24 protein-coding genes are annotated in these 25,837 nt (G+C 65.9%); 10 read left to right on the forward strand and 14 right to left on the reverse strand.

Features of this window, described 5'->3' with window-relative positions:
• Positions 1 to 50 precede the first annotated feature (50 nt).
• Positions 51 to 260 carry a hypothetical protein gene (locus tag DK842_RS04520; protein WP_114060287.1) on the reverse strand — a complete coding sequence of 70 codons (210 nt, stop codon included), beginning with the start codon at positions 258 to 260 and terminating at the stop codon, positions 51 to 53.
• A 177-nt stretch (positions 261 to 437) separates the two neighbouring features.
• Here DK842_RS04520 and hemP point away from each other — a divergent pair, with 177 nt between their 5' ends.
• Genes hemP through DK842_RS04550 form a run of 6 tightly spaced genes read left to right on the forward strand, consistent with a single transcriptional unit; the run spans position 438 to position 6,375 of the window.
• Positions 438 to 611: a hemin uptake protein HemP gene (gene hemP, locus DK842_RS04525; RefSeq protein WP_114060288.1), complete on the forward strand. Its 174-nt coding sequence runs from the start codon at positions 438 to 440 to the stop codon at positions 609 to 611.
• Positions 612 to 667: 56 nt separating this feature from the next.
• Complete coding sequence (locus DK842_RS04530; RefSeq protein WP_114060289.1) at positions 668 to 2,800, forward strand: TonB-dependent hemoglobin/transferrin/lactoferrin family receptor; 2,133 nt, start codon at positions 668 to 670, stop codon at positions 2,798 to 2,800.
• 46 nt (positions 2,801 to 2,846) lie between these two features.
• Positions 2,847 to 3,881 (forward strand): hemin-degrading factor, encoded by a 1,035-nt coding sequence (locus DK842_RS04535; RefSeq protein ID WP_114060290.1) that lies wholly within the window; start codon positions 2,847 to 2,849, stop codon positions 3,879 to 3,881.
• Positions 3,871 to 4,662 (forward strand): heme/hemin ABC transporter substrate-binding protein, encoded by a 792-nt coding sequence (locus tag DK842_RS04540; protein ID WP_114060291.1) that lies wholly within the window; start codon positions 3,871 to 3,873, stop codon positions 4,660 to 4,662. Before DK842_RS04535 ends, DK842_RS04540 begins: the two co-directional genes overlap by 11 nt.
• Positions 4,659 to 5,615, forward strand: coding sequence for a FecCD family ABC transporter permease (locus tag DK842_RS04545; RefSeq protein ID WP_232538593.1), 957 nt, complete (start codon positions 4,659 to 4,661; stop codon positions 5,613 to 5,615). Before DK842_RS04540 ends, DK842_RS04545 begins: the two co-directional genes overlap by 4 nt.
• Entirely contained in the window at positions 5,608 to 6,375 is a 768-nt protein-coding gene (locus tag DK842_RS04550) for an ABC transporter ATP-binding protein (RefSeq protein WP_114060293.1), read from the forward strand. Before DK842_RS04545 ends, DK842_RS04550 begins: the two co-directional genes overlap by 8 nt.
• Positions 6,376 to 6,430: 55 nt before the next feature.
• Here the strand turns inward: DK842_RS04550 and DK842_RS04555 are convergent, their stop codons facing one another.
• From DK842_RS04555 to DK842_RS04575, 5 genes are all read right to left on the reverse strand, one after another.
• Positions 6,431 to 6,973: a hypoxanthine-guanine phosphoribosyltransferase gene (locus DK842_RS04555; protein WP_114060294.1), complete on the reverse strand. Its 543-nt coding sequence runs from the start codon at positions 6,971 to 6,973 to the stop codon at positions 6,431 to 6,433.
• A 55-nt stretch (positions 6,974 to 7,028) separates the two neighbouring features.
• Positions 7,029 to 7,901, reverse strand: a complete 873-nt coding sequence (galU, locus tag DK842_RS04560; RefSeq protein WP_114060295.1) for a UTP--glucose-1-phosphate uridylyltransferase GalU — start codon at positions 7,899 to 7,901, stop codon at positions 7,029 to 7,031.
• 70 nt (positions 7,902 to 7,971) lie between these two features.
• Positions 7,972 to 9,408 carry a tetratricopeptide repeat protein gene (locus tag DK842_RS04565; RefSeq protein WP_114060296.1) on the reverse strand — a complete coding sequence of 479 codons (1,437 nt, stop codon included), beginning with the start codon at positions 9,406 to 9,408 and terminating at the stop codon, positions 7,972 to 7,974.
• Between the two features lie 10 nt (positions 9,409 to 9,418).
• On the reverse strand, positions 9,419 to 11,827 hold the full coding sequence (gene ligA, locus DK842_RS04570) for an NAD-dependent DNA ligase LigA (RefSeq protein ID WP_114060297.1): 2,409 nt from the start codon (positions 11,825 to 11,827) through the stop codon (positions 9,419 to 9,421).
• Positions 11,828 to 11,888: 61 nt separating this feature from the next.
• Positions 11,889 to 13,082, reverse strand: coding sequence for a cell division protein ZipA C-terminal FtsZ-binding domain-containing protein (locus DK842_RS04575; protein WP_114060298.1), 1,194 nt, complete (start codon positions 13,080 to 13,082; stop codon positions 11,889 to 11,891).
• Positions 13,083 to 13,557: 475 nt separating this feature from the next.
• Between DK842_RS04575 and DK842_RS04580 the strand changes: the two genes are divergently transcribed.
• Entirely contained in the window at positions 13,558 to 14,025 is a 468-nt protein-coding gene (locus DK842_RS04580; RefSeq protein WP_114060299.1) for a MarR family winged helix-turn-helix transcriptional regulator, read from the forward strand.
• Between the two features lie 18 nt (positions 14,026 to 14,043).
• On the opposite strand, the gene DK842_RS04585 is transcribed toward DK842_RS04580, so the two are convergent.
• The 3 genes from DK842_RS04585 to smc all read right to left on the reverse strand — a co-directional run bounded on the left by DK842_RS04585 (position 14,044) and on the right by smc (position 19,748).
• On the reverse strand, positions 14,044 to 14,769 hold the full coding sequence (locus tag DK842_RS04585) for a TonB family protein (protein WP_114060300.1): 726 nt from the start codon (positions 14,767 to 14,769) through the stop codon (positions 14,044 to 14,046).
• Positions 14,763 to 16,142, reverse strand: a complete 1,380-nt coding sequence (locus DK842_RS04590; RefSeq protein WP_114060301.1) for an MFS transporter — start codon at positions 16,140 to 16,142, stop codon at positions 14,763 to 14,765. The genes DK842_RS04585 and DK842_RS04590 overlap by 7 nt, the downstream gene beginning before the upstream one ends.
• Positions 16,143 to 16,262: 120 nt before the next feature.
• The gene (smc, locus tag DK842_RS04595; RefSeq protein ID WP_114060302.1) at positions 16,263 to 19,748 is read right to left on the reverse strand and encodes a chromosome segregation protein SMC; all 3,486 of its coding nucleotides are present in this window, start codon (positions 19,746 to 19,748) and stop codon (positions 16,263 to 16,265) included.
• 125 nt (positions 19,749 to 19,873) lie between these two features.
• Between smc and DK842_RS04600 the strand changes: the two genes are divergently transcribed.
• The 3 genes from DK842_RS04600 to DK842_RS04610 are packed head-to-tail and all read left to right on the forward strand — an operon-like array spanning position 19,874 to position 21,316.
• Positions 19,874 to 20,434 carry a YqgE/AlgH family protein gene (locus DK842_RS04600; RefSeq protein ID WP_114060303.1) on the forward strand — a complete coding sequence of 187 codons (561 nt, stop codon included), beginning with the start codon at positions 19,874 to 19,876 and terminating at the stop codon, positions 20,432 to 20,434.
• The gene (gene ruvX, locus DK842_RS04605; RefSeq protein WP_114060304.1) at positions 20,418 to 20,858 is read left to right on the forward strand and encodes a Holliday junction resolvase RuvX; all 441 of its coding nucleotides are present in this window, start codon (positions 20,418 to 20,420) and stop codon (positions 20,856 to 20,858) included. The genes DK842_RS04600 and ruvX overlap by 17 nt, the downstream gene beginning before the upstream one ends.
• The gene (locus DK842_RS04610) at positions 20,858 to 21,316 is read left to right on the forward strand and encodes a DUF3592 domain-containing protein (protein ID WP_114060305.1); all 459 of its coding nucleotides are present in this window, start codon (positions 20,858 to 20,860) and stop codon (positions 21,314 to 21,316) included. Before ruvX ends, DK842_RS04610 begins: the two co-directional genes overlap by 1 nt.
• A gap of 235 nt (positions 21,317 to 21,551) precedes the next feature.
• Here the strand turns inward: DK842_RS04610 and ylqF are convergent, their stop codons facing one another.
• The 5 genes from ylqF to DK842_RS04635 form a co-directional block, all read right to left on the reverse strand.
• Entirely contained in the window at positions 21,552 to 22,493 is a 942-nt protein-coding gene (gene ylqF, locus DK842_RS04615) for a ribosome biogenesis GTPase YlqF (protein ID WP_114060306.1), read from the reverse strand.
• A 2-nt stretch (positions 22,494 to 22,495) separates the two neighbouring features.
• Complete coding sequence (locus tag DK842_RS04620; RefSeq protein ID WP_103902068.1) at positions 22,496 to 22,708, reverse strand: DUF3820 family protein; 213 nt, start codon at positions 22,706 to 22,708, stop codon at positions 22,496 to 22,498.
• A gap of 208 nt (positions 22,709 to 22,916) precedes the next feature.
• Positions 22,917 to 23,261, reverse strand: a complete 345-nt coding sequence (locus DK842_RS04625; protein ID WP_114060307.1) for a DUF4870 family protein — start codon at positions 23,259 to 23,261, stop codon at positions 22,917 to 22,919.
• 16 nt (positions 23,262 to 23,277) lie between these two features.
• The gene (locus DK842_RS04630; RefSeq protein WP_114060308.1) at positions 23,278 to 23,817 is read right to left on the reverse strand and encodes a hypothetical protein; all 540 of its coding nucleotides are present in this window, start codon (positions 23,815 to 23,817) and stop codon (positions 23,278 to 23,280) included.
• A 327-nt stretch (positions 23,818 to 24,144) separates the two neighbouring features.
• The gene (locus DK842_RS04635) at positions 24,145 to 25,764 is read right to left on the reverse strand and encodes an electron transfer flavoprotein-ubiquinone oxidoreductase (RefSeq protein ID WP_114063608.1); all 1,620 of its coding nucleotides are present in this window, start codon (positions 25,762 to 25,764) and stop codon (positions 24,145 to 24,147) included.
• Between the last annotated feature and the right edge of the window lie 73 nt (positions 25,765 to 25,837).

The raw sequence follows: 25,837 nt of genomic DNA on the forward strand, positions 1-25,837 counted from the left end.
TTGTTCCCGCGCGGCCATCGGCCAGCCAAGCGCCGTCCGATGCGACGGTTTTACCCGCTTCCCATATCCCCGTCAGCCTGATTATGTCTGAATCCGGCTGCTTCAGGATAGTGCGCGGAGAAGGCTGGAGCCGGCTTTTCCTGCTTTTCCTTCTCGATGCCGGCGGCCCTGGCATATCGAGAGAACATATTTTCGCCAGGAAAAAAACCGCCGCGCGCGCTCTTGGCAGCGTCATACCATCCGGTCTCCACATCCGGCATTTTCCTGCCCCGCCGCGGCCACCTCCTTCGCGCAGGCCTCGGCCCTTTCCGCCCAGACCAAAATCAATCCGCCTCCGGCAGAAAAATTACACAAGCATCGCAAAACGACAATGGGAAGCCAGGCGAACCCAGGAAAATCCGCTTGCCCTTACAAATGATAATAGTTATCATTTCCATATGAACGCACATTATCCGCCCACCGCCCCGGCCAAACCGCCCGCCGCCGCGTCGCCGCCTCTATTGCACAGCCGCCAGCTGTTCGGCGGCGGCCGCGAAGTGCTGATCGAACACCAAGGCGAGCTTTACCGTCTGCAACTCACCCGCAACGGCAAACTGATACTGATCAAATAACAACCGCAAGCCAGCCGACGCCAGCCAGCGGAAACAACAACGACATTGGAGTTTCCATGGCCCTGTTCCGTGCCACCCCTCTGGTGCTGAGCCTGGCGGCAGCCTGGCCCGCCTTTGCCGATACCACCCTGCCCACGCTGGAGACGACGCAGGTCACCGCCCATCGCAGCGAAAAGCCGCTGGCGGAAACCGCGCCCAACGCCTCCGTCATCTCCCGCCACAAGCTGGACGACCGCCTGATCCGCGACATCGCGGACGCGGCGAAGTATGAACCGGGCGTCGACGTGGCGACCGACCCCAGCCGCCGCGGCAATGCCGGCTGGACCATACGCGGCATCGACGGCAATCGCATCCTGATGCTGATAGACGGCGTTCGTCTTCCTGAAGGCTACAGCGGCCGCCAGGGCATCTACGAGTCCGGGCGCGACTTCGTCGAACTGGAAACGCTGCGCGCGATCGATATCGTCAAGGGCCCTACCTCCAGCCTGTATGGCTCGGACGCCATCGGCGGAGTCATCGGCTACCGCACGCTGACTGCTGACGACTTCGTCCCGGAAGAGAAAGGCGTAGGCGGCAGCGTCAAAGCCTTTGACGCCTCCGCGGACAGCAGCTGGGGAGCCTCGGGCGCAGTCGCCGCCAAGTCCGAGCGCGGCGATCTGTTGCTGCACTACACCCGCCGCAATGGACACGAAACGAAAAACCAGGGACAAAACGCCAACACGGGCTCCAACCGGACCGAGCCCAATCCCAAGGACTGGCACAGCGAAAACATCCTCGCCAAATTCGGCGCCAACGCCAATGCGAACAACAGGCTGGAATTCACGCTGGAGCAATACCAGCGCTCCGCCGATGCCGATCTGCTGAACCAACTCTCCACGCGCGCGCCTTACAGCCAGGCCCAGGATCACACCAAACGGACCCGGGTCTCCGCCGCCTGGGGGGCCAAGCAGCTGGGGCCGCTGGACGAGTTGACGCTCAAGGTATACGGGCAGCGTCTGGAAAACAGCGATAAAGACATCAGCGGCGTCGCCAACGGCAACCGCACCTTGAACGATTACGGCTTCGAGCAGAAAACCGTCGGCCTGAGCCTGGACGCGATGCAGCGTTTCCAAGCTCTGGGCGCGCAGCACCAGTTGCTGTGGGGGGCGGACCTCAGCCGCAGCGACACCTCGCGTCCCCGCAGCAAATACGCGATCGCGGCAAACGGTTCCTCCTCGCTGATGCCGGGCTACCCGAGCAAACTGTTCCCGGACAGCCAGTCAGACCGTCTCGGCCTGTTCGTCAGCGACGATATGAAACTCTCCAACGGCATGGTGGTGTCGCCATCTCTGCGCTGGGACCGCTACAAAATGCGTCCGGAAATGGATGCGGCCTACCTGCTGAACAATCCCAATCCGCAAAACGTGCCATCGTTCAGCGATCAAGCCCTCTCTCCAAAGCTTGGCGTCAGCCTGCCGCTGGCGTCCAACTACACCGCCTTCGCCCAGTTCAGCTCAGGCTTCCGCGCGCCGCCGTTCGACCAGGCCAATATGGTCTTCGTCAACCGGGGCCAGGGTTATGGCTATCAAGTCATCGCCAACCCTAACCTGAAGTCGGAAACCAGCCGCGGCGTGGAACTGGGCCTGAAAGGCAAGTGGAGCGGCTTCGACTTCGCCGCGACCGCGTTCTACAACCGCTATCGGAATTTCATTTCCCTGGTCACCTTGCCGCCGGAAAACGGCTTGATGACGACCCAGTATCAAAACATCGGCCGCACCGACATCAAGGGCGTGGAAGGCAGGATCAACTGGCGCTTCGCTCCAGGCTGGAGCACCAGCGCCTCGCTGGCCTACGCCCACGGGCGCAATCTTCAGGACAACACCCATCTGCGCGAAGTCGCGCCGTTCACCGCTGTCTGGGGCATGCGCTATGACTCGGAGCGCTTCGGCGGCGAAGCGCTGGTGCGCGCGGCGACGGCCAAAAAGCTGGACCAGGCGGCTCAGTTCGGCGCGCCGGGCTACGGCACGCTGGACCTGACTGCCTATTGGAAACCGGCCAAGCAGACCATCATCCGCGCCGGCGTCTTCAACCTGTTCGACAAGAAGTACTGGAAGGATGCGGACGTGCGCAATATCGGCAGCCTCGATCCTGTCGACCTCTACACCCAACCCGGCCGCAACTTCAGCGCCAGCGTCGAATACCAATTCTGATCCACCCCGCGGGCGGTCCCGCCGCCCGCCCCCACAGGAGACACACATGAGCCAGCTATGGGACCGCTATCAGATGCTCAAAGCCAGCCAGCCCCAACTGCGCGCGCGTGACGCCGCCGCCGCGCTGGGCGTCAGCGAATGCGAACTGGTGGCCGCCGATCCGGCCGCCGCGCCGCTGAGGCCGGAGTGGCCGGAAGTCCTCGCCGCCCTGGCCCCGCTGGGCCGGGTGATGGCGCTGACCCGCAACCACGCCTGCGTGCATGAAACCAAGGGCGAATACGCCAATGTGTCGTTCGAGGGCAAGATCGGCATCGCCATCAATCCGGTGATCGACCTGCGCATCTTCCTGTTCCACTGGCGCCATGGCTTCGCCGTGCGCAGCGAGACGCCGCGCGGCACGCAGCGCAGCCTGCAGTTCTTCGACCGCCACGGCGAAGCGGTGCACAAGGTGTACCTGACCGCCGACAGCGACGTCGCCGCCTACGAGGCATTGACGGCGCGCTTCTCCGCGCCCGCCTCCGAACTCGCGCTGGAGCCGCCCGCCCGCCCCGCCGCCGAGCAGCCCGACGAAGCCATCGACCGGGACGCCTTCCAGGCCGAATGGCACCGCCTCAACGACGTGCACGCCTTCCACCCCTTCCTGCGCCGCTGGCAGGTGTCGCGCCGGCAGGGCTTCCGCCTGGCGCCGCCGGGACAGGCCTGGCGCGTCCGCGAAGACGCGGTGGAGCAGCTGCTGCGCCGCGCCGCCGCCACCGAGACGCCCATCATGGTGTTCGCCGGCAACGGCGGCATGATCCAGATCCATACCGGCGCCGTCCGCAACGTGCAGGTGGTGGGGGACTGGCTGAACGTGCTGGACCAGAACTTCAACCTGCACCTGCGCACCGATCTGATCGCAGAGGCCTGGATCACGCGCAAGCCGGGCGACAACGGCGTGGTCAGCTCGCTGGAGCTGTTCGACGAAGCCGGCGAATCGCTGGCCACCTTCTTCGGCGAACGCAAGCCCGGCCGCGCGGAGCGCCCTGAGTGGGTGAAACTGTTGGGCGAACTGCCGCCGCTGGAGCAGGCCGATGTCGCTTAAGTCCTGGATTCCCAGCCTGCTGCTGGCCGCGCTGCCGCTGGCCGCCCCGGCCGCCGAACGGGTAGTGGTGCTGACGCCGGACATCGCCGAGATCGTCGTCGCGCTGGGCGCCGGCGGCGAGGTGATAGGCCGCGACCGCGACAGCAAGCAGCCGGAACTGGCCCGCGCCCAGGTGGTGGGATTCTCCCGCGCGCTGAGCGCGGAAACCATCGCCGGCCTGAAACCGACCCTGGTGCTGGGCAGCGCCGCCGCCAAGCCCGCCGCGCTGTGGCCGCAATTGGCGCGGCTGAAGCTGCGCGCCGAGGAGGTCAGCGCGCGCGAGGACGGCCGCGACTTCGCCGACGCCATCCGCAAGGTAGGCGCTCTGCTGGGCCGCGACGCCGCCGCCGGCAAGCTGGCCGACGACTGGCAACGCAAGATGCTGGCGCGGCCGGCGCGGGCCGTCCGCTACCTGGTCAGCTACGACGGCAGCCTGGTGGCCGGCCGCGACACCGCGTCCGACACCTTGATCCGCGCCGCCGGCGGCGTCAACGCGGCGGCCGGCCTGTCCGGCTTCAAGCCGCTCAACCGCGACGCCTGGCAGGCGCTGAAGCCGGATGTGATCATACTCGGCAGCCACACCGCCGCCGCTTACGGCGGCAAGGACGCCTTCTCCAGGCGGCCGGAAGTCGCCGCCACGCCCGCCGGCAAGCAGGGCCGCATTTACCAGTTGCCGCCGCAGCAGGGCATGCTGATCGGACTGGGCAGCCCGGCCGTAGTCGAGCGGATGGTGAAAATGTGAACGCCTCCCGACTATTGTGGCTGGGCCTGATCGCCGCCAGCGCGGGCTTGCCGACGCTGGCCTTGTCCCTTTCGGCCGGCGCCTGGTCGTGGCCGGACCTCGCCGACCCGCTGGTGACCGAACTGCGGCTGCCGCGCATTGTCGCGGCGCTCGCGGTGGGCGCCGCGCTGGCGGCCAGCGGCGCCGCTTTACAAGCCTTGTTCCGCAACCCGCTGGCCGATCCCGGCTTGATCGGCACCTCAGGCGGCGCCGCCTTGGCCGTGATCGCCGTGCTGGCGTTGGGCCTGTCCGGGCTGTCGCTGCCGTTGGCGGCTTTCGGCGGCGGCCTGGCCGCCACCTGGCTGATCCTGCTGCTCGCCCGGCTGGCCAAAGGCGGGCTGGCCGGCCTGCTGCTGATGGGGTTGGTGGTCGGCGCGTTCTGCGGCGCGGTCTCCAGCCTGATCCTGTTTCTATCCGACGACCTGACGCTGCGCGCCGCCAGCAGCTGGCTGGCCGGCAACCTGGGCGCGGCCATGCCCGCCCAGCTGTGGCCCTGCCTGCTGGCCGCCGGGCTCGGCGTGGCGCTGCTGTGCGCGATAGGCCGCGACCTGGACTGCCTGTTGCTGGGCGAGGAAACCGCCCGCTCGCTGGGCATAGACACCGTCCGCACCCGCCGGCTGGCGGCGGTGGGCGCCGCGCTGGCCACCGGCGGCGCGGTGGCGCTGTCCGGCGTCATCGGCTTCGTCGGCATGATGATACCCAACGCGCTGGCGCTGCTGGTGGGCGGCTGCCGCCGCCGGCTGATCCTGCTGTCTGCCTGGGCCGGCGCGCTGTTCCTGCTGGCGGCGGACACCTTGGCGCGCAACATCGCCTGGCCGCTGGACCTGCCGGTTGGCCTGATGGCCGCCTTCGCCGGCCCGCCGTTCTTCATCTGGCTTTTCCGCCGCCAACAAGGAAGCGCACGCGATGCCTGACACCCACGCCCTGAAAGTCCGCGACCTGGCCTATCACGCCGCCGGCCGCCCATTGCTGCAAGACATCTGCCTGGACCTGCCTGCCGGCCGCGTCAGCGCGCTGCTGGGCCCCAACGGCGCCGGCAAGACCACGCTGCTGCGGCTATTGGCCGGCTTGGCCGCGCCCAGCCGCGGCGCCGCGCGCCTGGCCGGCCAATGCGTGAGCCGGATGGACGCGCGCCGGCGCGCGCGCCTCATCGCCTGGGTGCCGCAGCACCTGCCAGCCGACATCCCGCTGACGGCCGGCGAATTCGTCGCGTTGGGGCGCATGCCCCACCAAGGCGCGTTTGCCCGGCCTTCTCCCGCGGACAAGACGGCAACCCAGGAGGCGCTGGCCATCGTGGAAATGGAGGCCCACGCCGCCAAACGGCTGGACGCGCTGTCCGGCGGCGAGCGCCAGCGGGTGGCCATCGCCCGCGCGCTGGCGCAGCAAGCGCCGGTCATCCTGCTCGACGAGCCGACCAACCACCTGGATTTGCGCCACCAGCACAGGCTGCAACTACTGCTGCGCGAGCTTGCGGCGCAAGGCAAAACGGTGGTGCAGGTGCTGCACGACCTGGCGCTGGCGGCAGAATACGCGGATCAGGCCGCGCTGCTGAACGCCGGCCGGCTGGAAGCGGCCGGCAACGCGCGGGAGGTGCTGACGCCGGAGCGGCTGCTGGCGGTGTACCGCTGGCCGGTTCGCCTGGCACATCCCCCAAGACAAGCCCGCGCAGCCTGAAAAAACAAAAGCCGCCCCGGCATTCCGGAGCGGCTTCCTGTCAAATTTCGCCGTCTTACTTCAGCGCGTAGATGGCAGGCAGGTTGCGCCAGGCGCCGCGCACGTCCATGCCGTAGCCGAACACGTAGCGGTCCGGCACGTCCAGGCCGACGAAGTCCGCATGCATCGGCTTTTCCTTGCTGATCAGCTTGTTGGCGAACACGCCGCTGTAGAAGGCCTTGGCGCCCATGCCCATCACCTTGTCGCGGATGGCTGCCATGGTGTGGCCTTCGTCCAGGATGTCGTCCAGCACCAGCACCACGCGGTCGCGCACATCCTCTTTCGGCGCCTGCTTCCACACCAGCTCGCCGCCATGGGTCTTGTCGCCGTAGCGGGAAACGTGGACATAGTCGAAGTCCAGCGGGAAGGCCAAGCGCGGCAGCAACTGGCCGGTGAACACCACCGCGCCGCCCATCACGGACAGCACCAGCGGGTATTCCTCGCCCAGTTTTTCGGTGATTTCCACCGCCATGCGGTCTACGGCGGCGCTGACTTCCTCCGCGCTGAACAGCACGTCGGCGCTGTTGATCAGGCCGCGGGCTTCGGAAATATTAGGCATGATGACTCCTTAACAGAACAGCGGCGCCGCTCGACGCGGCGCAATGGAAAAAAACTCAGCCGAGCTTCAGCTCGCGCAGGAAGGCGGCGAAATCCTCCGCCACCTCGTGGTGCTTCAAACCATAGTTGACGGTAGCCTTCAGGTAACCCAGCTTGGAGCCGCAATCGTAACGGGTGCCCTTGAACGGCAGCGCCAGCACCGGCTCGTCCTTCATCAACGCGGCGATGCCGTCGGTCAGCTGGATCTCGCCGCCGGCGCCGGCGCCGGTATTCACCAGCTTGTCGAACACGCGCGGCGTCAGGATATAGCGGCCGACCACCGCCAGATTCGATGGCGCCTCCTCCGGTCGCGGCTTCTCGACGATGTGCTCCACGCTCTGGTGTCCCTTGGCGTTCTTCGCCACCTGGACGATGCCGTAAGAGCCGGTCTCTTCCGGCGCCACGGTCTCCACGCCCAGGATGGAGGCATGGGTTTCGTCGAACAACCGCACCATCTGCTCCATCGCCCCCGGCGCGCCCTCGATCAGGTCATCGGCCAGGATCACCGCGAACGGCTCGTCGCCGACCACCGGCCGCGCGCACAACACCGCGTGGCCCAGGCCGAGCGCCTCGGTCTGGCGGATGTAGATGCAGCTGACATTGGGCGGAATGATCTCTTGCACCAGTTGCAGCAGCTTCTGCTTGTTCTTGTATTCGAGCTCCGTCTCCAGCTCGTAAGCCTTGTCGAAATGGTCTTCGATGGAGCGCTTGTTGCGGCCGGTGATGAAGATCAGTTCCGTGATGCCGGCGGCGATCGCCTCCTCCACCGCGTACTGGATCAACGGCTTGTCGACGACGGGCAGCATTTCCTTGGGGCTGGCCTTGGTGGCCGGCAGGAAACGGGTGCCGAGACCCGCTACGGGAAATACCGCCTTGGTGATTTTCTTCATCTCAACTCCGCGATTCTTTGTCAATCCGACTCGATAACAGCGCCGCATTCTAGCCCGAGATCGCTCAAGGTCAAAATGTCTGTTGCGCCGCCAGCTGCCGAGCCACGTCCCGCACAACCGTTTCCCAGTCCCCAGGTGCCGGCTGGCGCCATAGTCTCACCGACGGATACCAGGGCGCCGTGGCGGCATCGGCCAGAAAAAAGGGCGCGCTCTCCGCTCGCAACAAAGCCCAGGTCGGTCGGCCCATCGCGCCGGCCAGATGCAGGATGGCGGTGTCCACGCAAATCACTAGGTCCATCTGCGCCGCCAGCGCGGCGGTATCGGCGAAATCGCCTATTCTTGGCTGCGCCACCAGCCCTTGCAACGCCGCAGGCAACGCGCCCGGCTGCAAGGCGAAGAAATCCATGCCGGGCATCCGGCACAGCTCGGCGAACAAAGCCGGCGGCACCGACTTATGCTGGCGCCAGGCATCGGCGATGCCTACGCCCCAGCGGCCGCTTTCCCACACCACGCCCACCCGAGGACGGCCGCTCATGCTTGGCAACGCCGTCGCCTCGAAATCTGGCTTCCGCAGATAGGTTTCAGTCGGCAGAGTATCCAGCGTCGCGCCTAGCAAGCCTGGCAGCGACATCAAAGGCAATTGGCAATCATAAGCCGGCGAAGCGTCCGACGGCATCAGTTCGATGCCATCAAACTGCGCGAATAATCGATGGAAAGTCTCGGGACACGCCAACAGAATGCGCGCGTCCCGATGCTCAGCGCGGATGCGCGGCAGAAAGCGCGCCATCTGCAGGCTGTCGCCCAATCCTTGTTCAGCCCAAAGCAGCAGCGTCCGGCCCTCCAGCGGCGTCCCCGTCCAGAGCGGCCCGACATGCCGCGGCGCGAGGATGCAGCGCCAGCGCGCCTCGTACAGCGGCCACGCCTCTGCGTAACGACCGGCGAGCAATAGCGCGATGGACAAACTGAATTGAAGGTTGGCGTCATCCGGCGCCATCTCCAGGCCTCCCCGGAGCACGGCGATGGCGTCGTCCAGCAACAAAGCGCTGGTGCAGACATTGCCCAGGTTGTTGCAGCGCGCCGGCGTCAAGCCATCCAGCTCGATCGCCTTCAGAAAACAGGCGATGGCGTCCTGGTAGCGCAGTTGATGCTGGCGCACCACGCCCAGATTGCTCCAGGCATCGACATGGCCGGGTTCCGACGCCAGCGCCTCTTCCAGCAACTTGCAAGCCAGCTCCAGTTCGCCCAGCTCCTTCAGCAATACCGCCAGATTGCTCTTGAGATTGGCCGATTCCGGATTCAAAGCCGCTGCCGCCAGGTAGTCGTCCAGCGCGCGCGCGGTATCATCCAGGCGCAGCCAGGCATTGGCGCGGTTGGCCAGCGCTTGCCAATCCTTGGGATTGCGCGCCAGGCACAAATCGAAAGACTCGATGGCGCCCCGCCAATCGCCGGCCGCCGCGTGTCGGTTGCCTGCGTCGAAATCCGCCCTGCCTATCGCGCTTTTCGCCATCTCAGTCCTCTCAGCCGCCCAGCAAGGCCCGCAGCCCGGCTTCGTCCAAAATGGCGACGCCCAGCTCCTGGGCCTTGGCGAGCTTGCTTCCCGCCTCCTCGCCCGCCACCACATAATGGGTTTTCTTCGACACGCTGCCGGATACCTTGCCGCCGGCGGCCTCGATCAAAGCTTTGGCCTGATCGCGGCTCAAGGTCGGCAGCGTGCCGGTCAACACCAGCGTCTTGCCGTCCAGCGGCAGCGCGGCGGCCTCCGCCGCCTCCGGCAGGCCGGCCAGTATCCCGTCGCGCAGGCCGGCCAAGCGGCCCACGGCCTCGCGCCGGCCGGGCGCGTCCAGCCAATCGGCCAGCGCGTTGACCACCTCCGCCGGCAGCTCCAGCGCCAGCAGCGCGCGGCGCTCGCTCTGCGCCAGCCAGGCCAGGCCGCGCTGCGCCGCCAGCTGCTGGCTGCGCACCTCGGTCAGCCGGGGGATGCCCAGCCGCGCCAACAGCGCGCCATCGTCCAGGCGCTCGCGCAGCTTGGGCGACGGCGCATGCTCGTCGGCAGGCTTCACCTCGGCCAGCAAGGCGTCCAGCGCTTTCTCGTTATTGTCCTCGGCGAAAAAGTCGGCCAGCGAGTCCGCCACCACGCCGCCAATGTCCGGCAGCGCGGCGAACAGCGCCGCCGGACAGCGGCGGATCAGCGCCATGCTACCTAGCCAGTCGGCCAGCGTCTTGGCGGTGGATTCGCCGACGTGGCGGATGCCCAGCGCGAACAACAGCCGCGCCAAGGGCGGCGTCCGGCTGGCGTCTATCGCCTCGATCAGGTTTTCCGCCCATTTGCTGGCCACCTTGCCGGCCTTGACCGTCTCCGGCGTGACGCCCTCGTCCTCGTCGGCGCGGCGCTTCATCTCCAGCAGGTCTTCCAGCTTCAGCCGGTACAGATCGGCCACGCTCTTGACGTAGCCGTACTCGACCAGCTTGTCGATATAGCGCTCGCCCAGGCCGTCGATGTCCATCATGCGGCGGCCGGCGAAGTGCTGGATCGCCTGGCTGCGCTGGGCGCGGCAAGACAGGCCGCCGGAGCAGCGGGCGATGGCTTCGCCTTCTTCTCGCATCACGTGGCTGCCGCACACCGGGCAGGCCGTCGGCAGCCTATAGGCCGGATATTGCGGCGCCTCTCCGGCGCTGAACAGGTCGCCGCCTTCAGCCGGCCGCATCGGCCGGCGCTCCAACACCACAGACACCACTTCGGGGATCACGTCGCCGGCGCGGCGCACGATCACGGTGTCGCCGACGCGCACATCCTTGCGCCGCACCTCGTCCTCGTTGTGCAGGGTGGCGTTGGTGACGGTGACGCCGCCGACGAAGACCGGCTGCAGCCGCGCCACCGGCGTGATGGCGCCGGTGCGGCCTACCTGCTCCTCGATGGCCTCGACCACGGTCAGCGCCTCTTCGGCCGGGAATTTATGGGCGATGGCCCAGCGCGGCGCGCGCGAGACGAAGCCCAAGGCATCTTGCAAATCGCGCCGGTTCACCTTGTACACCACGCCGTCTATCTCAAACGGCAGGCCGGCGCGGCGCGACATCACGTCTTCGTAATATGCGGACAAGCCCGCCACGCCCTTGACCACGGGCCGCAGGCTTTCCTCCACCACCGGGAAGCCCAGCTGTTTCAGCCAGGCCATTTCGCCGCCATGGGTGTCCGGCCAGTCCGCGCCCGCCACCTGGGCGATGGCGTAGGCAAAGAAGGACAAACGGCGCTGCGCGGTAATGCGCGAATCCAGCTGGCGCAGGCTGCCGGCGGCGGCATTGCGCGGGTTGGCGAAAGTCTTGTCGCCGCGTTCGATCTGATCCGCGTTCAGGCGCTCGAAATCGCGCTTCAGCATCAGCACCTCGCCGCGCACCTCCAGCAGCGCCGGCGGATTCGCGCCGTCCAGCTTCAGCGGAATGGCGCGTATGGTGCGCACGTTCTCGGTCACCTGCTCGCCGGCCACGCCGTCGCCGCGGGTGGCGGCGCGAGCCAGGACGCCATGCTCATACACCAGCGAAATGGCCAGACCGTCGAACTTGGGCTCGGTCGCGTATTCCACCTCCGCCGCGTCCAGTCCCTTGCGCACCCTCTCGTCGAACTGGATCAGCTCGGCGTGGCGCTCGGCCGGATCGGCCAGCTGCATGTCGGAAAAGGCGTTGGACAAGGACAGCATCGGCACCGCGTGCACGACGCTGTCGAACTCGGCCAAAGGCGCGCCGCCGACGCGGCGGGTCGGCGAATCGGCGACGACCAACGCCGGATAGCCCTCTTCCAGCGCCTGAAGTTCGCGGAACAAGCGGTCGTATTCGGCGTCGGGCACCGTCGGCGCGTCCAGCACGTAGTACTCGTGGCCGTAGCGGTTCAACAACTCGCGCAGTTCGGCTGCGCGCGTTTCATATGCGGTCATTGGAAATTCTCGAACGGCAAAAGGGCCGGCAAAGCCGGCCCCGAAATCATCAAATCATGGTTCAGGCGAACAGGCGCAAGGCCGCGACGCTGCCCGGCGCGATGCCGCGGTCATCCATGCTGCCGTAAATGTGCAGCAACTGGTCGCGGATGCGGGCCAGGCCGGTTTCGCTCAGCACCCGGCGGTTGTCGTCCACCAGTTGGGCATCGAACTCCTGCGCCAGATGACGGGCGAAATACACGGCGCGGTCGAACACCTCCACGCCGCCGGCCACGCGCGGCACGTCGAACAGCAGCGTCAACGCCGGGAAGCTCTTGTCCAGCAGCGTATGGAAGGTGAACGGCATCTGGTCCGCCGCCACCAGCGAATAAAGGGTATTGCCGGAATCGGCCAGATAATGGAAAGCGCCGTCCGGCTCCAGCTGCAGGCCGGCCGCCTCGACGAAACTGCGCAGCCGCGCGCCCTCAATCGACGACTTGGGCACGACATTGATGCCGATCAGCACGTCGACATCGGCGCAAAAACGGTCCAGCTCGCGCGCCGCCACCAGCTTCTGCTGGCGCTGCGGAAAGCTGACCGCCGCGTCGTGGTCCTCGGCGAAACGCGATACCTGCTGACAGAAAACAGCCAGCTCCTGCTCGGTCACCGCGCCGGAGCGGTCAACCATCTGCATGCTGACGTTGATCTGCTTGTAGCGGGTGCCGGGCAGCGCCTCCGCCACCTTCCACAGGCCCCGCTCGGTGCGGCCTATCAGCTGCGTGCGCTTGCCTACGTTGAAGCGCGGCATCGCCGCCAACTCGTGCGGCTCGTGAAACACCACCTCGGCGATGAAGTCCAGCGACGGATCCAGCATCGCCACCACCAGCGCCTGGTGATCGGCGGAGTCCATCGCCAGCTCGGCCTCGTCTTCTTCATCCATGACCGGCACATCGAGTCGAGACGCAGCCGGCTCCTGCCGAAACTGCGCAGCCGCTTCGCGCGCATACGGGGGATCGTCTGGCAATTGCGGCTCGAACACCGGGCCGTCGTCCTCCGGCTCCAACTCGGCGTCCACCAGCACCGGCTCCATCCGATCGGCGCGCACGCCATCGCGCACATTGTTCTTGGGAACATCCAGCAACACGTCATCGTGTCCGCGCGCAAACGCCTGCTGCGTCCGCTTGCGGAAACGCCACTCCTGGAACATGTTGAAACCAACCACCAGGGCGATCACGCCGCCGCCCAATATCAAAACACCAATCTGCAATTCGCTCATTAGCCAGTCCGCATTAAGGCGAATAATCGAAGCCGCCATTCCTTAAAAAGCTGGTAGCGTCCACCCTTTTGACGCGCCATGCCTCCACATGAGGCCATTTTCCAGCGGCTTCCCGCTATTGTCCTGTCGCTGCCCGGCCGCGGCACTCCGCCAGCCGGCCCGTGGAACACGGTCATTTCACGCTCATTATAACGAAAGCCCGCCGCCGCGCACCATTCGCCAACGCTTTGGCCCTTGACAAACGCCAATCGCCGCAGTGGCTTGGCAGAATTCCAACTCATGTCCTGGGTATTCTGCCACCCTCCCCTCCAAATTACTGTCAGTCAGGACAGGCCGATCTAGAAAATTTTGCCAGGATGAACATGACATTTCAGACAGGCGAATTTATCCAAAGTGCGTGTCAGAATTGCAGGTGACTCTGTCATAGGGCCTACATTTCGCACCACTCCGCTTAAACAGCACGGGGACTCTTTCGATGAAAAAATCCGATCAAGCCAGTTTCCTGCCTGTCGTACGCGAACTATCGCGCACCTATCAGGCCTTTGAACAGTTCGCCAGCTTCAATATCCGCCGGCTGGGACTGACACCGCCGCAGTTCGACGTCGTCACCACACTCGGCAATAGCCAGGGCATGAACTGCAAGGAGCTGTCCGATCACACGCTGATCACCAAGGGTACGCTGACCGGCGTGCTCGACCGTCTGGAAGACAAAGGCATCGTCACCCGCAGCATGCAACCCAACGACCGCCGCAGCGTCTTCGTCGCTTTGACTCCTTACGGCCAGCAATTGTTCAATGACGCCTTCCCGGCGCATCTGGATTACATGCACAACGCCTTCCAGCAATTCGGCGAACAAGACCTCTCCGGCTTCTGCAACGAGCTCGGCCGCCTGCGCGCCAGCTTCAGCCAGGCGCTGGAACAGCAGGAAAGCACGCCGGCCTGAACCGGCACTCAAGGACAGCTAATGTCCGCTCCCCGCAAAGCGCACCGGCACGGTCAGATCCGACTCCACAACATCGCCGTTGCGCTTCGCGGGCACAAATCTCCAGTTTGACACGGTCTCCGCCGCCGACCTGTCCAAGCGGCGATAGCCGCTGCTTCGCGCGATGGATACCGCCAGCGCGCGCCCATCCGCGCTCACCCTGACCTTCAACAACACAGTGCCCTCTTCTCCCAGTTGCCTTGAGCGCTCCGGATAGGCGGGTTGCGGGTTATTCAAATATGCCGGCGCATACAGCGCCTCGCTGCCCCCGGACGCTTCAGCCACGCCTGAGCGCGCAGCCTCCCCGCGCCCCGCCAGCGCGCGCGCCGCCATCTCTGGGCCATTTGCCCCCGCGGCGCCAACCGCGGCAGCAATGCCCCTCCGATGCTCAGCGTCTGCCAGCCTCCCCGCCTGCTTGTTCTCGTCAGATGCCGCCCATCCTGCTCCGGCCTTGGCGGTTGGCTTGGCTTGCGCCTCAATCGCCTGAGCCCCACGCGCCATCGAAGGCGCGTGATGCGCCGGTCCCTCCGCGACCTGACGCGACGCCAAGCCTGGCGGCGGCAAAACCAGGGTCATCGCGCCAAGATTCGCATCCCGTAGCGGAGCCTCGCCGCCTACCGCCAGCAAGACCGCCAGAATCGAACCGTGAATGGCGATAGACAACAGCACGGCCCAACGCAGCCGCGGCGTGCTTGCGCTCAGCAACGCATCGCCGCCCCCGGACGGCTGTATTGCCACCACGCCACGGCGCAGCACATCAGATAAAACAGGAAGAACAGACCGAACGCCGGCAAAAAGCTGCCAAACACATCCAACGCGGAGCCAAAAGCCTTGGGAATGACGAAACCGCCGAAAGCAGCCATCACCGAGCTGACATTCATTGCCGACGCGCCTCGCCGACCGCCTCGCTGATAGGCGGCCTGCAAACTGGCGCCATGCTCGCGCGCCTCTCTGCCCGCCAGAATCAGAAAAACCTTGGGGGACAATTGGTAAGACGAGCCGTTCCCGATCCCAGCCGCGAAAAAAATCAGCTGGAACATCGCCAGAAACCAAGCGAACGAACCGCCGCTGCCCGCCGATGGCAGGCTCAGGTAAACCCCAATGGTTCCCAGCGCCATCAACAAGTTGGCAGCGACCGTGGCGATTCCGCCCCCAACCCGGTCGCCCATCCAGCCGCCCAACGGCCGTGCCAACGCGCACACCATCGGGCCGACGAACAGGTAGGGGCTGGCATCCACCAGCGGGAACATGGCTCGGGCCAACAAGGGAAAGGCGGCGGCAAAACCAAGAAAAGTGCCGTAACTGCCCATGTACAGCAGGCAGATATACCAAGTGTGCCTATCACGCATCGCATCCAACTGGTCTCGCGGCGTAATGCGGAGCTTAGGCAAATCGTGCGCGTACAGCAGACAGGCCAGCGCGGCCACGACGATCAGCGGCAGCCAGATATAGGCCGCATTCTGCAACCAGACGAAATGCACTTCGCCCCCTCGCCCCCAAACCTGGGGCTCGCCGGCCCACCTGCCGAACAAGGGATAGAGTATGCAGAGAGGAATCAACAACTGCGCCACCGACACGCCCAGATTGCCCAGGCCGGCGTTCAACCCCATCGCCAGACCCTTTTCGGACTTGGGAAAGAAAAAACTGGTATTGGACAAATGGGACGTGCTGGCGCCGCCGCCCAAGCCGCACAGGCCCGCCACCAGCAGCAACAACCAGAATGGCGAAGAAATATCCTGAACCACCCGGCCCACGCCCCAGGCCGGCAGCAATAGCAGCAAAGTGGACAGCCCCATCCACAATCCGCCGCCTACCCAACTCCAGACCAGGGAATACGCCAGCCGAGTCAAGGCCCCGACCAGCGGGGGAATGGACACCAGCAGGAATTGCTGCTGGCCGGAAATCAGGAATCCCACCGCCGGCAGGTTGACCACCACCATGCTCCACATCATCCAGATGTTGAAGTTCAGGTGCAGCGAGAAGATGGACAGCCACAGATTGCGTCGGGCAATGCCGCGGCCGCGGCTGAGCCAAAAAATGACGTTTTCCGGCTCCCAACGCTTGATGCTAACAGTCATGACTCTGCTTCCACGATGACGGAACAACGCAGGCGGACTGTTTCATCCAGTCCTATCAGCCCGGCGGCGCAGTATGCCATCCGCCCATGCCGCCTGGCTTGCGCCTGATCAAGACCGGTCTCAGGCCGTTTCCCGCATCCTCAGCGCCTCGACGATATCCACCGCCACAATGCGGCTGACGCCCTGCTCCTGCATGGTTACGCCCACCAGTTGCTCGGCCATCTCCATCGTCAGCCGGTTGTGTGAAATATAGAGGAACTGGGTGCGCTCCGACATTTGCTTGACCAGATCGCAGAAGCGGCTGGTATTGGCGTCGTCCAGCGGCGCGTCCACCTCATCCAGCAGGCAGAACGGCGCCGGATTCAGGGAAAACAGCGAGAACACCAGGCTCATCGCGGTCAATGCCTTTTCGCCGCCGGACAAGAGGTGAATGGTGCTGTTCTTCTTGCCCGGCGGCTGGGCGATGATCTGCACCCCGGCATCCAGCAAATCCTCGCCGGTCAGCACCAGTTCCGCGCGGCCGCCGCCGAACAGCGTGGGGAAGAATTCGCGCATCTTGGCGTTGACCGCGTCGTAAGTGGCCTGCAGCATGTCGCGGGTTTCGCCGTCGATCTTGGCAATGGCATTCATCAAGGTCTCCATCGCCTGATTCAGGTCCGCCGACTGGTTCTGCAAGTATTCTCCGCGCGTCTTCGCCTCGTCCAGTTCCTGCAGCGCCGCCAGGTTGACCGCGCCCAGGCCTTCCAGCGCGCGCGCCAAACGGGCGATTTCCGCCGCCAGCGCGTTAGGCTTCACCCCCTCGTTCAGGTCGGCCAACAGCGCGGCCTCGTCGGCCTGGGCTTGAGCCAGTTCCTCGGCGAAGCGCTCCATCGCCAGGCGCGCTTCCTGATGCTTGAGCAGCCAGTCCGAGCGCGCTTCCCGCAGCGCCGGCAGCGCCGCGTTGGCCTCCTGCTGGCGCTGGCTGATCTCGCGCATGCGCTCGGTCAGATGGTTCAATTGGTCGCGCGCCGCCGCCAGCGCCGCGTCGCGCGTTTCACGTTCGGCCAGCGCCAGCTGCAGCGTCTCTTCCGGCACCGTCTCGTCCACCGTTTCGGACTCTATGGCCAATGTCTCCAAGCGCTCCTGCAGCTGCTCGTCGCGGCCGGTCAATTCGCGGCCGCGGCGCGATAGCTCGGCCACCTTCTGTTCGGCGCTATGCAGAGCCAGCTTGATCTCATGCAGCATGCGCTCGGCGTCGCGCGCCTTGTTGCGCGCCAGCTCCAGCCTGGTTTCGGCGTTCAGCCGCGCGAGGCGGATGTCTTCCAGCTGCAGTCCCAGCTCTTCCAGCGTCAGCGCCGCCTCCTCGCCCATCAGCTCGGCGTCGGCGATGCCGTCGTCGGCGTGCTGGCGCTCCTCGGCGATGCGGCCGCGCTCGGCCTCGATGGCGGCGAGGCGCGCGGCTCCCTGGCGCGCCGCCTGATCCAGCTTGACGTGTTCCAGCGTGGCGGCATTGAGCTCCGCTTCCAGCCGGGTCAGCGAGCCCTTCTGCCCGCGGACCGCCTCGGCCAGCATATTGCCCATGCTTTGCAGGCTGTCGCGCTTCTTTTGCATGGATTCGATTTCCGGCCGCATCGCCTCGGCGCGGGCAGAGGCTTCATCCAATTGCTGCTTGCGCGCCATCAGGCCGTCGCCGCTGGCTTCGGCATGGAAGCGCACGCTGGCGGCGTCCACGCGATGGCCTTCCGGCGTCAGCCAGCATTCGCCGGCGGCCAGCTCGCCGCGCCGCGCCAAGGCGGCGTCTAGGGAATCCGCCAAATAGACGCCGGCCAGCCAGTCTGCCAAAGCCGCGTCAAACGGCGCTTGCGCCTTTACTTCGGCCAGCAACGCCGGCCAGTTGCGCGCGGGCAGCCCCGCGGCAGGCGCGCGCTTGCCGTCCACCAGCGCCAGCGCGGCCGGCGGCAGAGTGGCAGGCAGGCAGGCGGCGCGGGCGGACAACCGCTCGCCCAATACCGCCTCCAGCGCCGACTGCCAGCGCGCGACTTGCAGCGATTGCCACAGCTGCGGCGCGTCGGCCAAGCCATGCGCGTCCAGCCACCCTGCCAGTTGCTCGTCCGCCGCCTCGCGCTGCAGCAGCGCCGCCAGCGCGGCGGCCTCGGCCTCGGCGCGCGCCAATTCAGTGCGCTTGGCGCCCAGTTGCTGATCCAGTTTCTCGCGCTCGGCGGCCAGATCGGCCTGCTTGGCCTCGTCCGCTACCAGCCGCGCCCGCACCGCGTCCAGCGCGGCCTTGGCCTTGTCCACCTCTTGCCGCGCGGCTTCCAGCGCATGGTGCTCGGGCAGGTTCAGGTCGGACAACTCGCGCGTCAGCGCGGCGTCGCGGCCGGCCAGTTGCTGCAGGCCGCGTTGCCAGTGTTCGATTTTCTGGCGCGACAGGTCGCGCTCGCGCGTCAGATTGGCCTGCTGCGCGACCAGCTGCGATTGTTGCTGATCAAGCTGGCGGAAGGCGGCCTCGGCGGTCGGCAGCTCGTCGGCGCCGTCCTCCAGCGCCATCTGCGCTTCCTCCTGCCGCAATTGCGCCTCTTCCAAACGCGGCAGCCAATCGTCCAGCTCGGCGTCCACCTGCTGCCGGTTGTCGGCCAGTTGCTGGCGCTCGCCGCGCGCCGCCAACAGGTCGCGCTCCAGCCGTTGCCGGCTTTGCTCGCGGTGGCGTTCCGCCTCTTCCAGGCGGGCCAATTGGGCATTGGCCTCGAACAGATGCTGTTGCGCCTCGTGCACCGCGTCGCTGGCGGCGAAATGCTGCTCGCGCACCGTCTCCTGCTCGGTTTCCAGATGGGTGGCCGCAGCTTCCAGCGCGGCTTCTTCGGTTTCGATGCGCGCCAGCTCGCCGCGCGCGTGCGCCTCGTTGCGCGCCGCCTCTTCTCGTCGCGCCAGCGCCAGCAGATTCTGCTTGTGGGTCAGCGCGCCGCGCATGTCGTGGTATTGCGCCGCCACCTCGGCCTGCTCCGACAGGCGCTCCACCTGCCGCTCCAGCTCTTGCTGCAAGTCGGCGATGCGCTCTAGGTTGGCGCGGGTGTCGGACAGGCGGTTTTCCGTCTCTCGGCGGCGCTCCTTGTACTTGGACACGCCGGCGGCTTCTTCCAGATACGCGCGCAACTCTTCCGGCCGCGCCTCGATGATGCGCGAGATCATGCCCTGCTCGATCACCGCGTAACCGCGCGCGCCGACGCCGGTGCCGAGGAACAGGTCGGTGATGTCGCGGCGGCGCACCTGCTGGTTGTTGATGTAGTAGCTCGACTCCCCCTGCCGGGTCAGCACGCGCTTGATCGCCACTTCGGCGTACTGCCCCCAGGGACCGGTCAGTTGGCCGTCGCCGTTGTCGAACACCAGCTCCACCGAGGCCCGCGACACCGGCTTGCGGCTGGAGGAGCCGTTGAAGATCACGTCCTGCATGGATTCGCCGCGCAACTGCTTGGCCGACGATTCGCCCAACACCCAGCGCACGGCGTCGATCACGTTCGACTTGCCGCAGCCGTTGGGGCCGATCACCGCCACCAGTTGGCCCGGCACCGCGATGCTGGTGGGGTCGACGAATGACTTGAAGCCGGCGAGCTTGATATGGGTCAGGCGCAAAACGTCCTCGCTGCGAAAGGGAGCAAACTGTTCATTTTATCAGGCCGCCGCCGGCCGCGCTCGCGCAGGCGGGAAGGCAAAATGCCGCTAGCCAGCGGGCATGCCAGTTGTGCCATAATGGCCGTATGGAATCCCTATCGCTGTCCCATCACTTCCTGATCGCCATGCCCGGCATGGCCGACCCGCTGTTCGCCAAGTCGCTGGTCTATCTGTGCGAGCACGGCGAACACGGCGCCATGGGCCTGATCATCAACAAACCGTCCGGCATCGCCATGGCGCAGCTGTTCGACCAGATCGACCTGCCGCTGGACGACGAAGACACCCGCACCGGCTTGGTCTACTTCGGCGGCCCGGTGCAGCCGGATCGCGGCTTCGTGCTGCATCAGCCCGCCGGCAACTGGCAGTCCAGCCTGATGGTCACCGACGACATCGCGCTGACAACCTCCAAGGACGTGCTGGCGGCGGTATCCGAAGGCAACAAGCCGGAGCAGTTGCTGATCTCGCTGGGCTACGCCGGCTGGTCAGCGGGACAGCTGGAAAAGGAAATCGCCGACAACGGCTGGCTGACGGTGCCGGCCGAGACCTCCATCGTGTTCGATCTGCCCTACGAAGAACGCTACGACGCCGCCATGGCGCTGCTGGGCTTCGATCCCTCCTTGCTGTCGTCGGATGTCGGACATGCCTGAAGGCAGCGCTCTGGCTTTCGATTTCGGCGAGCGCCGCATCGGCGTCGCCGTCGGCGATACCCTGCTGGGCATTCCCCATCCGCTGGCCACGATAGACACGGCCGTCACCGACGAGCGCTTCGCCGCCATCGCCAAGCTGATAGCGGAATGGCAGCCCAAGCAGCTTGTAGTGGGTCTGCCCATGCACCCGGACGGCGAAGAGCACGCGCTGTCGGCGCTGTCCCGCCGCTTCGCCAATCGGCTGAAGGGCCGTTTCGGCCTGCCGGTGTGGCTGGTGGATGAGCGCTACACCTCGGTGATCGCCGAGCAACTGCTGGAAGAAGCCGGCGTCAAGAAGGGGCGCAAGCAGAAACCGGCGCTAGACCAAGTGGCCGCCCAGGCCATCCTCGCCGGCTGGTTCGAGCACCCAGGCGCCGAGGTTTGATGGCGGCCAGGCTCGCCGCCTTATTGCTGATCGCCGTCGGCATCTCAGGTTTCTGTTGGCTATGGCGACCGGCCCAGCAGGCCAATGCCGCCCACGACTGGCCCATCGCCGCCGGCAGGGTGGAGCGCAGCGCCGTCGAATGGCGGCCGCGCCGCGGCGGCGGCCACAGCGATCAGCGCGAATACAGGGCCGACGTCGTCTACCGCTATCAAGTAAACGGCCAGACCTATCGCGCCGGCAACATCCGCATTCCCGACGCCGGTTTCGGCGGCAGCCCGACGCTGGCGCAGGAAACCGCCCGCCGCTACCCGGCCGGCGCGGCGGTGCAAGTGCGCTACCATCCGGCCAATCCTCAGCAAGCGTGCCTGGAGGCCGGCGCGCACTGGAGCACGCGGGCCGGCCAGCTGCTGATGCTGCTGTTCGCCGCCGCAGGCATCGCCCTGCGGCTCAGAGGCTGAGCGCCCCCTGGCTTGGCGTTGCCGCACGGCCCATCCCGCAGTTTGAAATCTGGCACAAGCCATTGTTTTGTCAGAAGCCAATGAGTCCGACTGACAAACTGCCCGATACGAACGGCGAAGGCTGATTCACCGGGGGACCCGTCGTGAGCATCCGTCAAACCGCGCAGATTTCCCTGGCCAGCGCCGCCTTCGCGCCGCCAATAAAAAAAGCCCGGATGCTCCGGGCTTCTCTACCTCAGCGGCTGCCTTGCTTGCGGCCTTCTTTCTCTTTCAGCTTCTCTTCCCGCAGAATGGCTCGTTCGGCGGCGAGAATCTTGGCGCGCTTTTCCCACTCCGCCCACTCTTCCGGGCGCTCCAAGGTGATGCGGCCGGTTTGGCCGTCGCGAAAATCAGTCAACACGATCTCCGCCGCCTTCTGCATATTGATGCGGCCGCCGGACAACACCGCGCCGCGGCGCTTGCCTATCAGTTCCAGCGCCTGCCAGTCCTGCGCGCCCTCCAGTGCTTCTTCGTCGAATTTGTAGCGCGCGGCCAGCTCGGAACGGTAATGGACCAGCAGGTATTTCAGCAGCTCCAGCGCCACCTCTTCCTCGTCCATGGCGTTGCGGCCCACCGCGCCGCTGGCGGCCAGATTGTAGCCGCCCTCTTCCACTTCGATCTTCGGCCACAGCATGCCGGGCGTGTCATACAGCTCGAAGTCGTCTGCCAGGATAATGCGCTGCTCGTTCTTGGTGACGCCCGGCATATTGCCGGTCTTGGCGATCTTGCGGCTGGACATGCTGTTGATCAGCGTGGACTTGCCGACATTGGGAATGCCGCAAATCAACACCCGCAGCGGTTTTTCCAACCCGCCGCGGGTCGGCGCCAGCGCGCGGCAGGCCGCGATCAGACGCTGCGCCGGCGCGCGTTCGCCGGCGTCCATGCCGAGCGCCTCTGTCTGCTTCTGGGCGCGGTACCAGGCTAGCCATTGCTCGGTGACGACCGGATCGGCCAAGTCCTGCTTGTTCAAAATCATCAGCCGCGGCTTGCCCTTGGCCATGCGCGCCAGCATCGGGTTGGCGCTGGAGGCCGGCAGACGGGCGTCCAGCAGCTCGATGACGACATCGATATCTTTCAGGCGCTCGGCGACATCCTTGCGCGCCTTGTTCATATGGCCGGGGAACCATTGGATTGCCATTGTCAACGCTTTCTAATCGGGTCCAGCAGATAAGTCAGACCATTGTGGTCGAGTTCTTGCATCAGTTGCAGCAAGCGGCCGATCTCGCCTGGCGGAAAGCCCTCGCGGGCGAACCAGTTGAGATAATTGCCCGGCAGCTCGCAAATCAGCGTGCCTTTGTGCTTGCCAAAGGGCATGGCGCGGGTGGTGAGGGCGATCAGGTCTTCGGCTTGCATGATGGCAGATATAGATGGCGGTGCGGCATTGTGCCAAAGCCGGCGGCTTGCTGCCAGGCTTGACGTGGCGCAAGCGGTCCGCGGGTTTCGCGGCGGCGCATGCCGCCCGAGGGTAGCATGTCGCCATAGCCATCCAGGCCGGGCTCCACCCGGCCATTTTTTACCGGTTCGCGCAGAGCCGTTTGCGGGCGCCTTGGCGCCCGCCTTTTCACTTCGCCGGCATCGGCTTGCGGTCGTTGAAGTACAGGAAGCCTTTGACCACCCGGTAGATATACCACACCCATACCCCGAACAGCACCACGCCGCCCACCAGCAGCCAGAGGGTGGCGAAACCCACGACATAGCCCAGCAACGCCAGCCAGAAAGTGCGGATCTGCCACTCGAAATGGCTTTCGTACAGCGTGCCGCGCACCTCGTCGCGCTTCACGTAATTGACGATCACGCCTACCAGCGCGGTGACGCCCACCAGCAGGCTGACCGCCTGCAGGATATACACCGCCAGCGTAAGGTTGTTCAGCTTGCGCTCGTTCTCGTCGTGCAGCTCCAGCTCCATGGGCATGCTCTCCTGTTCATTGTCCAGACAGTTCGGCAAAGCGGGCCGACAATCGTTCGCGGCAGCGGCGGCTGGCCTCGGCCACGCCGCCGCGCGGCAGCGGTTGCGCGCGCCAGCCGCGCATCGCGCCGGGCTCTCGCCCCGCCGGCAGCAGCACCGGCAAAGCCGGCTGGTACGCCAGGGCCAGAGACTCGGCCAATGCGCGCGCGCGGCGATTGGCCTCGTCCAGCAGGGTCAGTTCGTCCAGCGCCAGCTCCACCTGCTTCCACTCCAGCAGCAGGATGCGCGCCGCCAGCCAGTCTGCCGGCTCGGCGATGCGGGCCGGGGTGGGCCCGAACGGCAAGCCTCGCCGCAGCGCCAGCCTCAGCGCCAGCAGGCGGATTTCCGGCAGCAGCGCCTCGGATAGGCAACCGCCTTCCGGCAAGGCTTGCGGCGATCCCGGACGATAAGCCAGCGCCTCGCCGTCGGTCGCCAGGGCGGCCGGGTACAGCGGCAAGTCCGTCTGAGGCAGGCTGCGGCTGGTGGCGAGGGAAAGGGCGTCGCTGACTTCGTTCATGGCACTATCTCCTGGATGGAAGCTTGCCGCCGCTCCGGAGACCATTTGCTGTGTGATGCTCAAAAGACAAATGCCGCCGGTAATCGGCGGCATGGTCGGTAATCTGCTCGACGGCTTCGCGTATCTCGCTGCCGAGCCTATCCCTGGCGCCGCCGGGAGGGGCGGTACCAATAATAGGCGTGGGCGAAAAATACGGTTCGTTCGAGCATGCCGACCATGCTGCCAACGATGGCCGCCGCCGTCAAGCGCAACCGACGCGGCGTTTGCGCGCGCGCAAAAAAAACCGGCCGCGCGAGGCGTCCGGCTTCGGGTCGTGGCATGGCCGACTTACATATTGGGATAGTTCGGCCCGCCGCCGCCTTCCGGCGTCACCCAGTCGATGTTCTGGGTCGGATCCTTGATGTCGCAGGTCTTGCAGTGCACGCAGTTCTGCGCGTTGATCTGCAGCTTGGGCGCGCCCTCGTCCCGGCCGACGATCTCATACACCCCGGCCGGGCAGTAGCGCTGCTCCGGCGCGTCGTACTGGGCCAGATTGATGGCGATGGGCGCCGACGCGTCCTTCAGCTTCAGATGCGCCGGCTGGTCTTCGCTGTGATTGGCGTTGGAGATGAACACCGACGACAGGCGGTCGAAGGTCAGCACGCCGTCCGGCTTGGGATAGGCGATCGGGCTGAATTCGTAGGCCGGGCGCAGCGCCTCGTTGTCGGCGTGCTTGTGCCGCAGCGTCCACGGCGCTCGGCCGCGAAACAGGAAGGTGTCCAGCGCGGAATAGATCATCGCCGGCCACAGGCCCCAGCGGAAGGATGGGCGGATATTGCGCACCTTGTACAGCTCGTCGTATACCCAGCTCTGCTTGAACTTGGCCGAGTAGGCCTTGGCCTCGCCGCCCTGCGCCTGCGCGTCGTCGCCCAGCAGTTCGAACACCGCCTCCGCCGCCAGCATCGCCGACTTCATCGCGGTGTGGGTGCCCTTGATCTTGGGCACGTTGAGGAAGCCGGCGGTGTCGCCGACCAGCACGCCGCCGGGGAAGGTCAACTTGGGCAGGCTCTGCAGACCGCCCTCGGTCAGCGCGCGCGCGCCGTAGGACACGCGGCGGCCGCCTTCGAAGGTCTTCTTGATCGCCGGATGGGTCTTGAAGCGCTGGAATTCCTCGAACGGCGACAGATAGGGATTTTTATAATCCAAGCCGACCACGAAGCCGACCGCCACCAGATTGTCTTCCAGATGATAGAGGAAGGAGCCGCCGTAGGTGGCGGTGTCCATCGGCCAGCCTACGGTGTGGGTGATGTGGCCGGGCTGGTGGTTTTCCGGCTTCACTTCCCACAATTCCTTGATGCCGATGCCGAAAGTCTGCGGATCGGCGCCGTCGGTCAGTTGGAAGCGCTGCAGCAGCGCCTTGGTCAGCGAGCCTCTACAGCCCTCGGCGAAAATGGTTTGCTTCGCCCACAGCTCCATGCCCGGCTCGCCTTCCAGCTCGCCGTTCTTGCCGGTGCCGACGGCGCCGGTGGCCACGCCCTTGACCGAGCCGTCCGCGTGGTACAGCACTTCGGCCGCGGCGAAGCCGGGGTAGATCTCCACGCCCAGGTTTTCGGCCTGCTGGCCCAGCCAGCGGCAGAAATTGCCCAGGCTGACGATGTAGTTGCCCTTGTTGTGCATCTGCGGCGGGGTGGGCAGTTGGATGGACTCGGTCTCGGTCAGGTAGAGGAAGCGGTCCGACAATGCCGGCGTCTTCAGCGGCGCGTCCAGCTCCTGCCAGTTGGGCAGCAGCTCGGCCAGCGCGCCGGTCTCGATCACCGCGCCGGACAGGATGTGGGCGCCGATCTCGGAGCCCTTCTCCAGCAGGCAGACGCTGATGTCGCGGCCTTGCTCGGCCGCCAGTTGCTTCAGGCGAATCGCGGCGCTCAGGCCCGAAGGGCCGCCGCCGACGATCACCACGTCGTATTCCATGTATTCGCGTTGCACCGTTTCTCCTTTGCGCCCGCTGGGACCTGTTGATTTTTCGGACATCATGCTATGAAGA

Source organism: Chromobacterium phragmitis, assembly GCF_003325475.1.
In the GTDB taxonomy this organism is placed as follows: Bacteria; Pseudomonadota; Gammaproteobacteria; order Burkholderiales; family Chromobacteriaceae; genus Chromobacterium; species Chromobacterium phragmitis.

What these genes read in the sequence shown, in the direction of transcription:
- DK842_RS04520 (WP_114060287.1), bottom strand. Translation starts at nt 260, where the DNA reads ATGCCGGATGTGGAGACCGGATGGTATGACGCTGCCAAGAGCGCGCGC.
- hemP (WP_114060288.1), top strand. Translation starts at nt 438, where the DNA reads ATGAACGCACATTATCCGCCCACCGCCCCGGCCAAACCGCCCGCCGCC.
- DK842_RS04530 (WP_114060289.1), top strand. Translation starts at nt 668, where the DNA reads ATGGCCCTGTTCCGTGCCACCCCTCTGGTGCTGAGCCTGGCGGCAGCC.
- DK842_RS04535 (WP_114060290.1), top strand. Translation starts at nt 2,847, where the DNA reads ATGAGCCAGCTATGGGACCGCTATCAGATGCTCAAAGCCAGCCAGCCC.
- DK842_RS04540 (WP_114060291.1), top strand. Translation starts at nt 3,871, where the DNA reads ATGTCGCTTAAGTCCTGGATTCCCAGCCTGCTGCTGGCCGCGCTGCCG.
- DK842_RS04550 (WP_114060293.1), top strand. Translation starts at nt 5,608, where the DNA reads ATGCCTGACACCCACGCCCTGAAAGTCCGCGACCTGGCCTATCACGCC.
- DK842_RS04555 (WP_114060294.1), bottom strand. Translation starts at nt 6,973, where the DNA reads ATGCCTAATATTTCCGAAGCCCGCGGCCTGATCAACAGCGCCGACGTG.
- galU (WP_114060295.1), bottom strand. Translation starts at nt 7,901, where the DNA reads ATGAAGAAAATCACCAAGGCGGTATTTCCCGTAGCGGGTCTCGGCACC.
- DK842_RS04565 (WP_114060296.1), bottom strand. Translation starts at nt 9,408, where the DNA reads ATGGCGAAAAGCGCGATAGGCAGGGCGGATTTCGACGCAGGCAACCGA.
- ligA (WP_114060297.1), bottom strand. Translation starts at nt 11,827, where the DNA reads ATGACCGCATATGAAACGCGCGCAGCCGAACTGCGCGAGTTGTTGAAC.
- DK842_RS04575 (WP_114060298.1), bottom strand. Translation starts at nt 13,082, where the DNA reads ATGAGCGAATTGCAGATTGGTGTTTTGATATTGGGCGGCGGCGTGATC.
- DK842_RS04580 (WP_114060299.1), top strand. Translation starts at nt 13,558, where the DNA reads ATGAAAAAATCCGATCAAGCCAGTTTCCTGCCTGTCGTACGCGAACTA.
- DK842_RS04590 (WP_114060301.1), bottom strand. Translation starts at nt 16,142, where the DNA reads ATGACTGTTAGCATCAAGCGTTGGGAGCCGGAAAACGTCATTTTTTGG.
- DK842_RS04600 (WP_114060303.1), top strand. Translation starts at nt 19,874, where the DNA reads ATGGAATCCCTATCGCTGTCCCATCACTTCCTGATCGCCATGCCCGGC.
- ruvX (WP_114060304.1), top strand. Translation starts at nt 20,418, where the DNA reads ATGTCGGACATGCCTGAAGGCAGCGCTCTGGCTTTCGATTTCGGCGAG.
- DK842_RS04610 (WP_114060305.1), top strand. Translation starts at nt 20,858, where the DNA reads ATGGCGGCCAGGCTCGCCGCCTTATTGCTGATCGCCGTCGGCATCTCA.
- ylqF (WP_114060306.1), bottom strand. Translation starts at nt 22,493, where the DNA reads ATGGCAATCCAATGGTTCCCCGGCCATATGAACAAGGCGCGCAAGGAT.
- DK842_RS04620 (WP_103902068.1), bottom strand. Translation starts at nt 22,708, where the DNA reads ATGCAAGCCGAAGACCTGATCGCCCTCACCACCCGCGCCATGCCCTTT.
- DK842_RS04625 (WP_114060307.1), bottom strand. Translation starts at nt 23,261, where the DNA reads ATGGAGCTGGAGCTGCACGACGAGAACGAGCGCAAGCTGAACAACCTT.
- DK842_RS04630 (WP_114060308.1), bottom strand. Translation starts at nt 23,817, where the DNA reads ATGAACGAAGTCAGCGACGCCCTTTCCCTCGCCACCAGCCGCAGCCTG.
- DK842_RS04635 (WP_114063608.1), bottom strand. Translation starts at nt 25,764, where the DNA reads ATGGAATACGACGTGGTGATCGTCGGCGGCGGCCCTTCGGGCCTGAGC.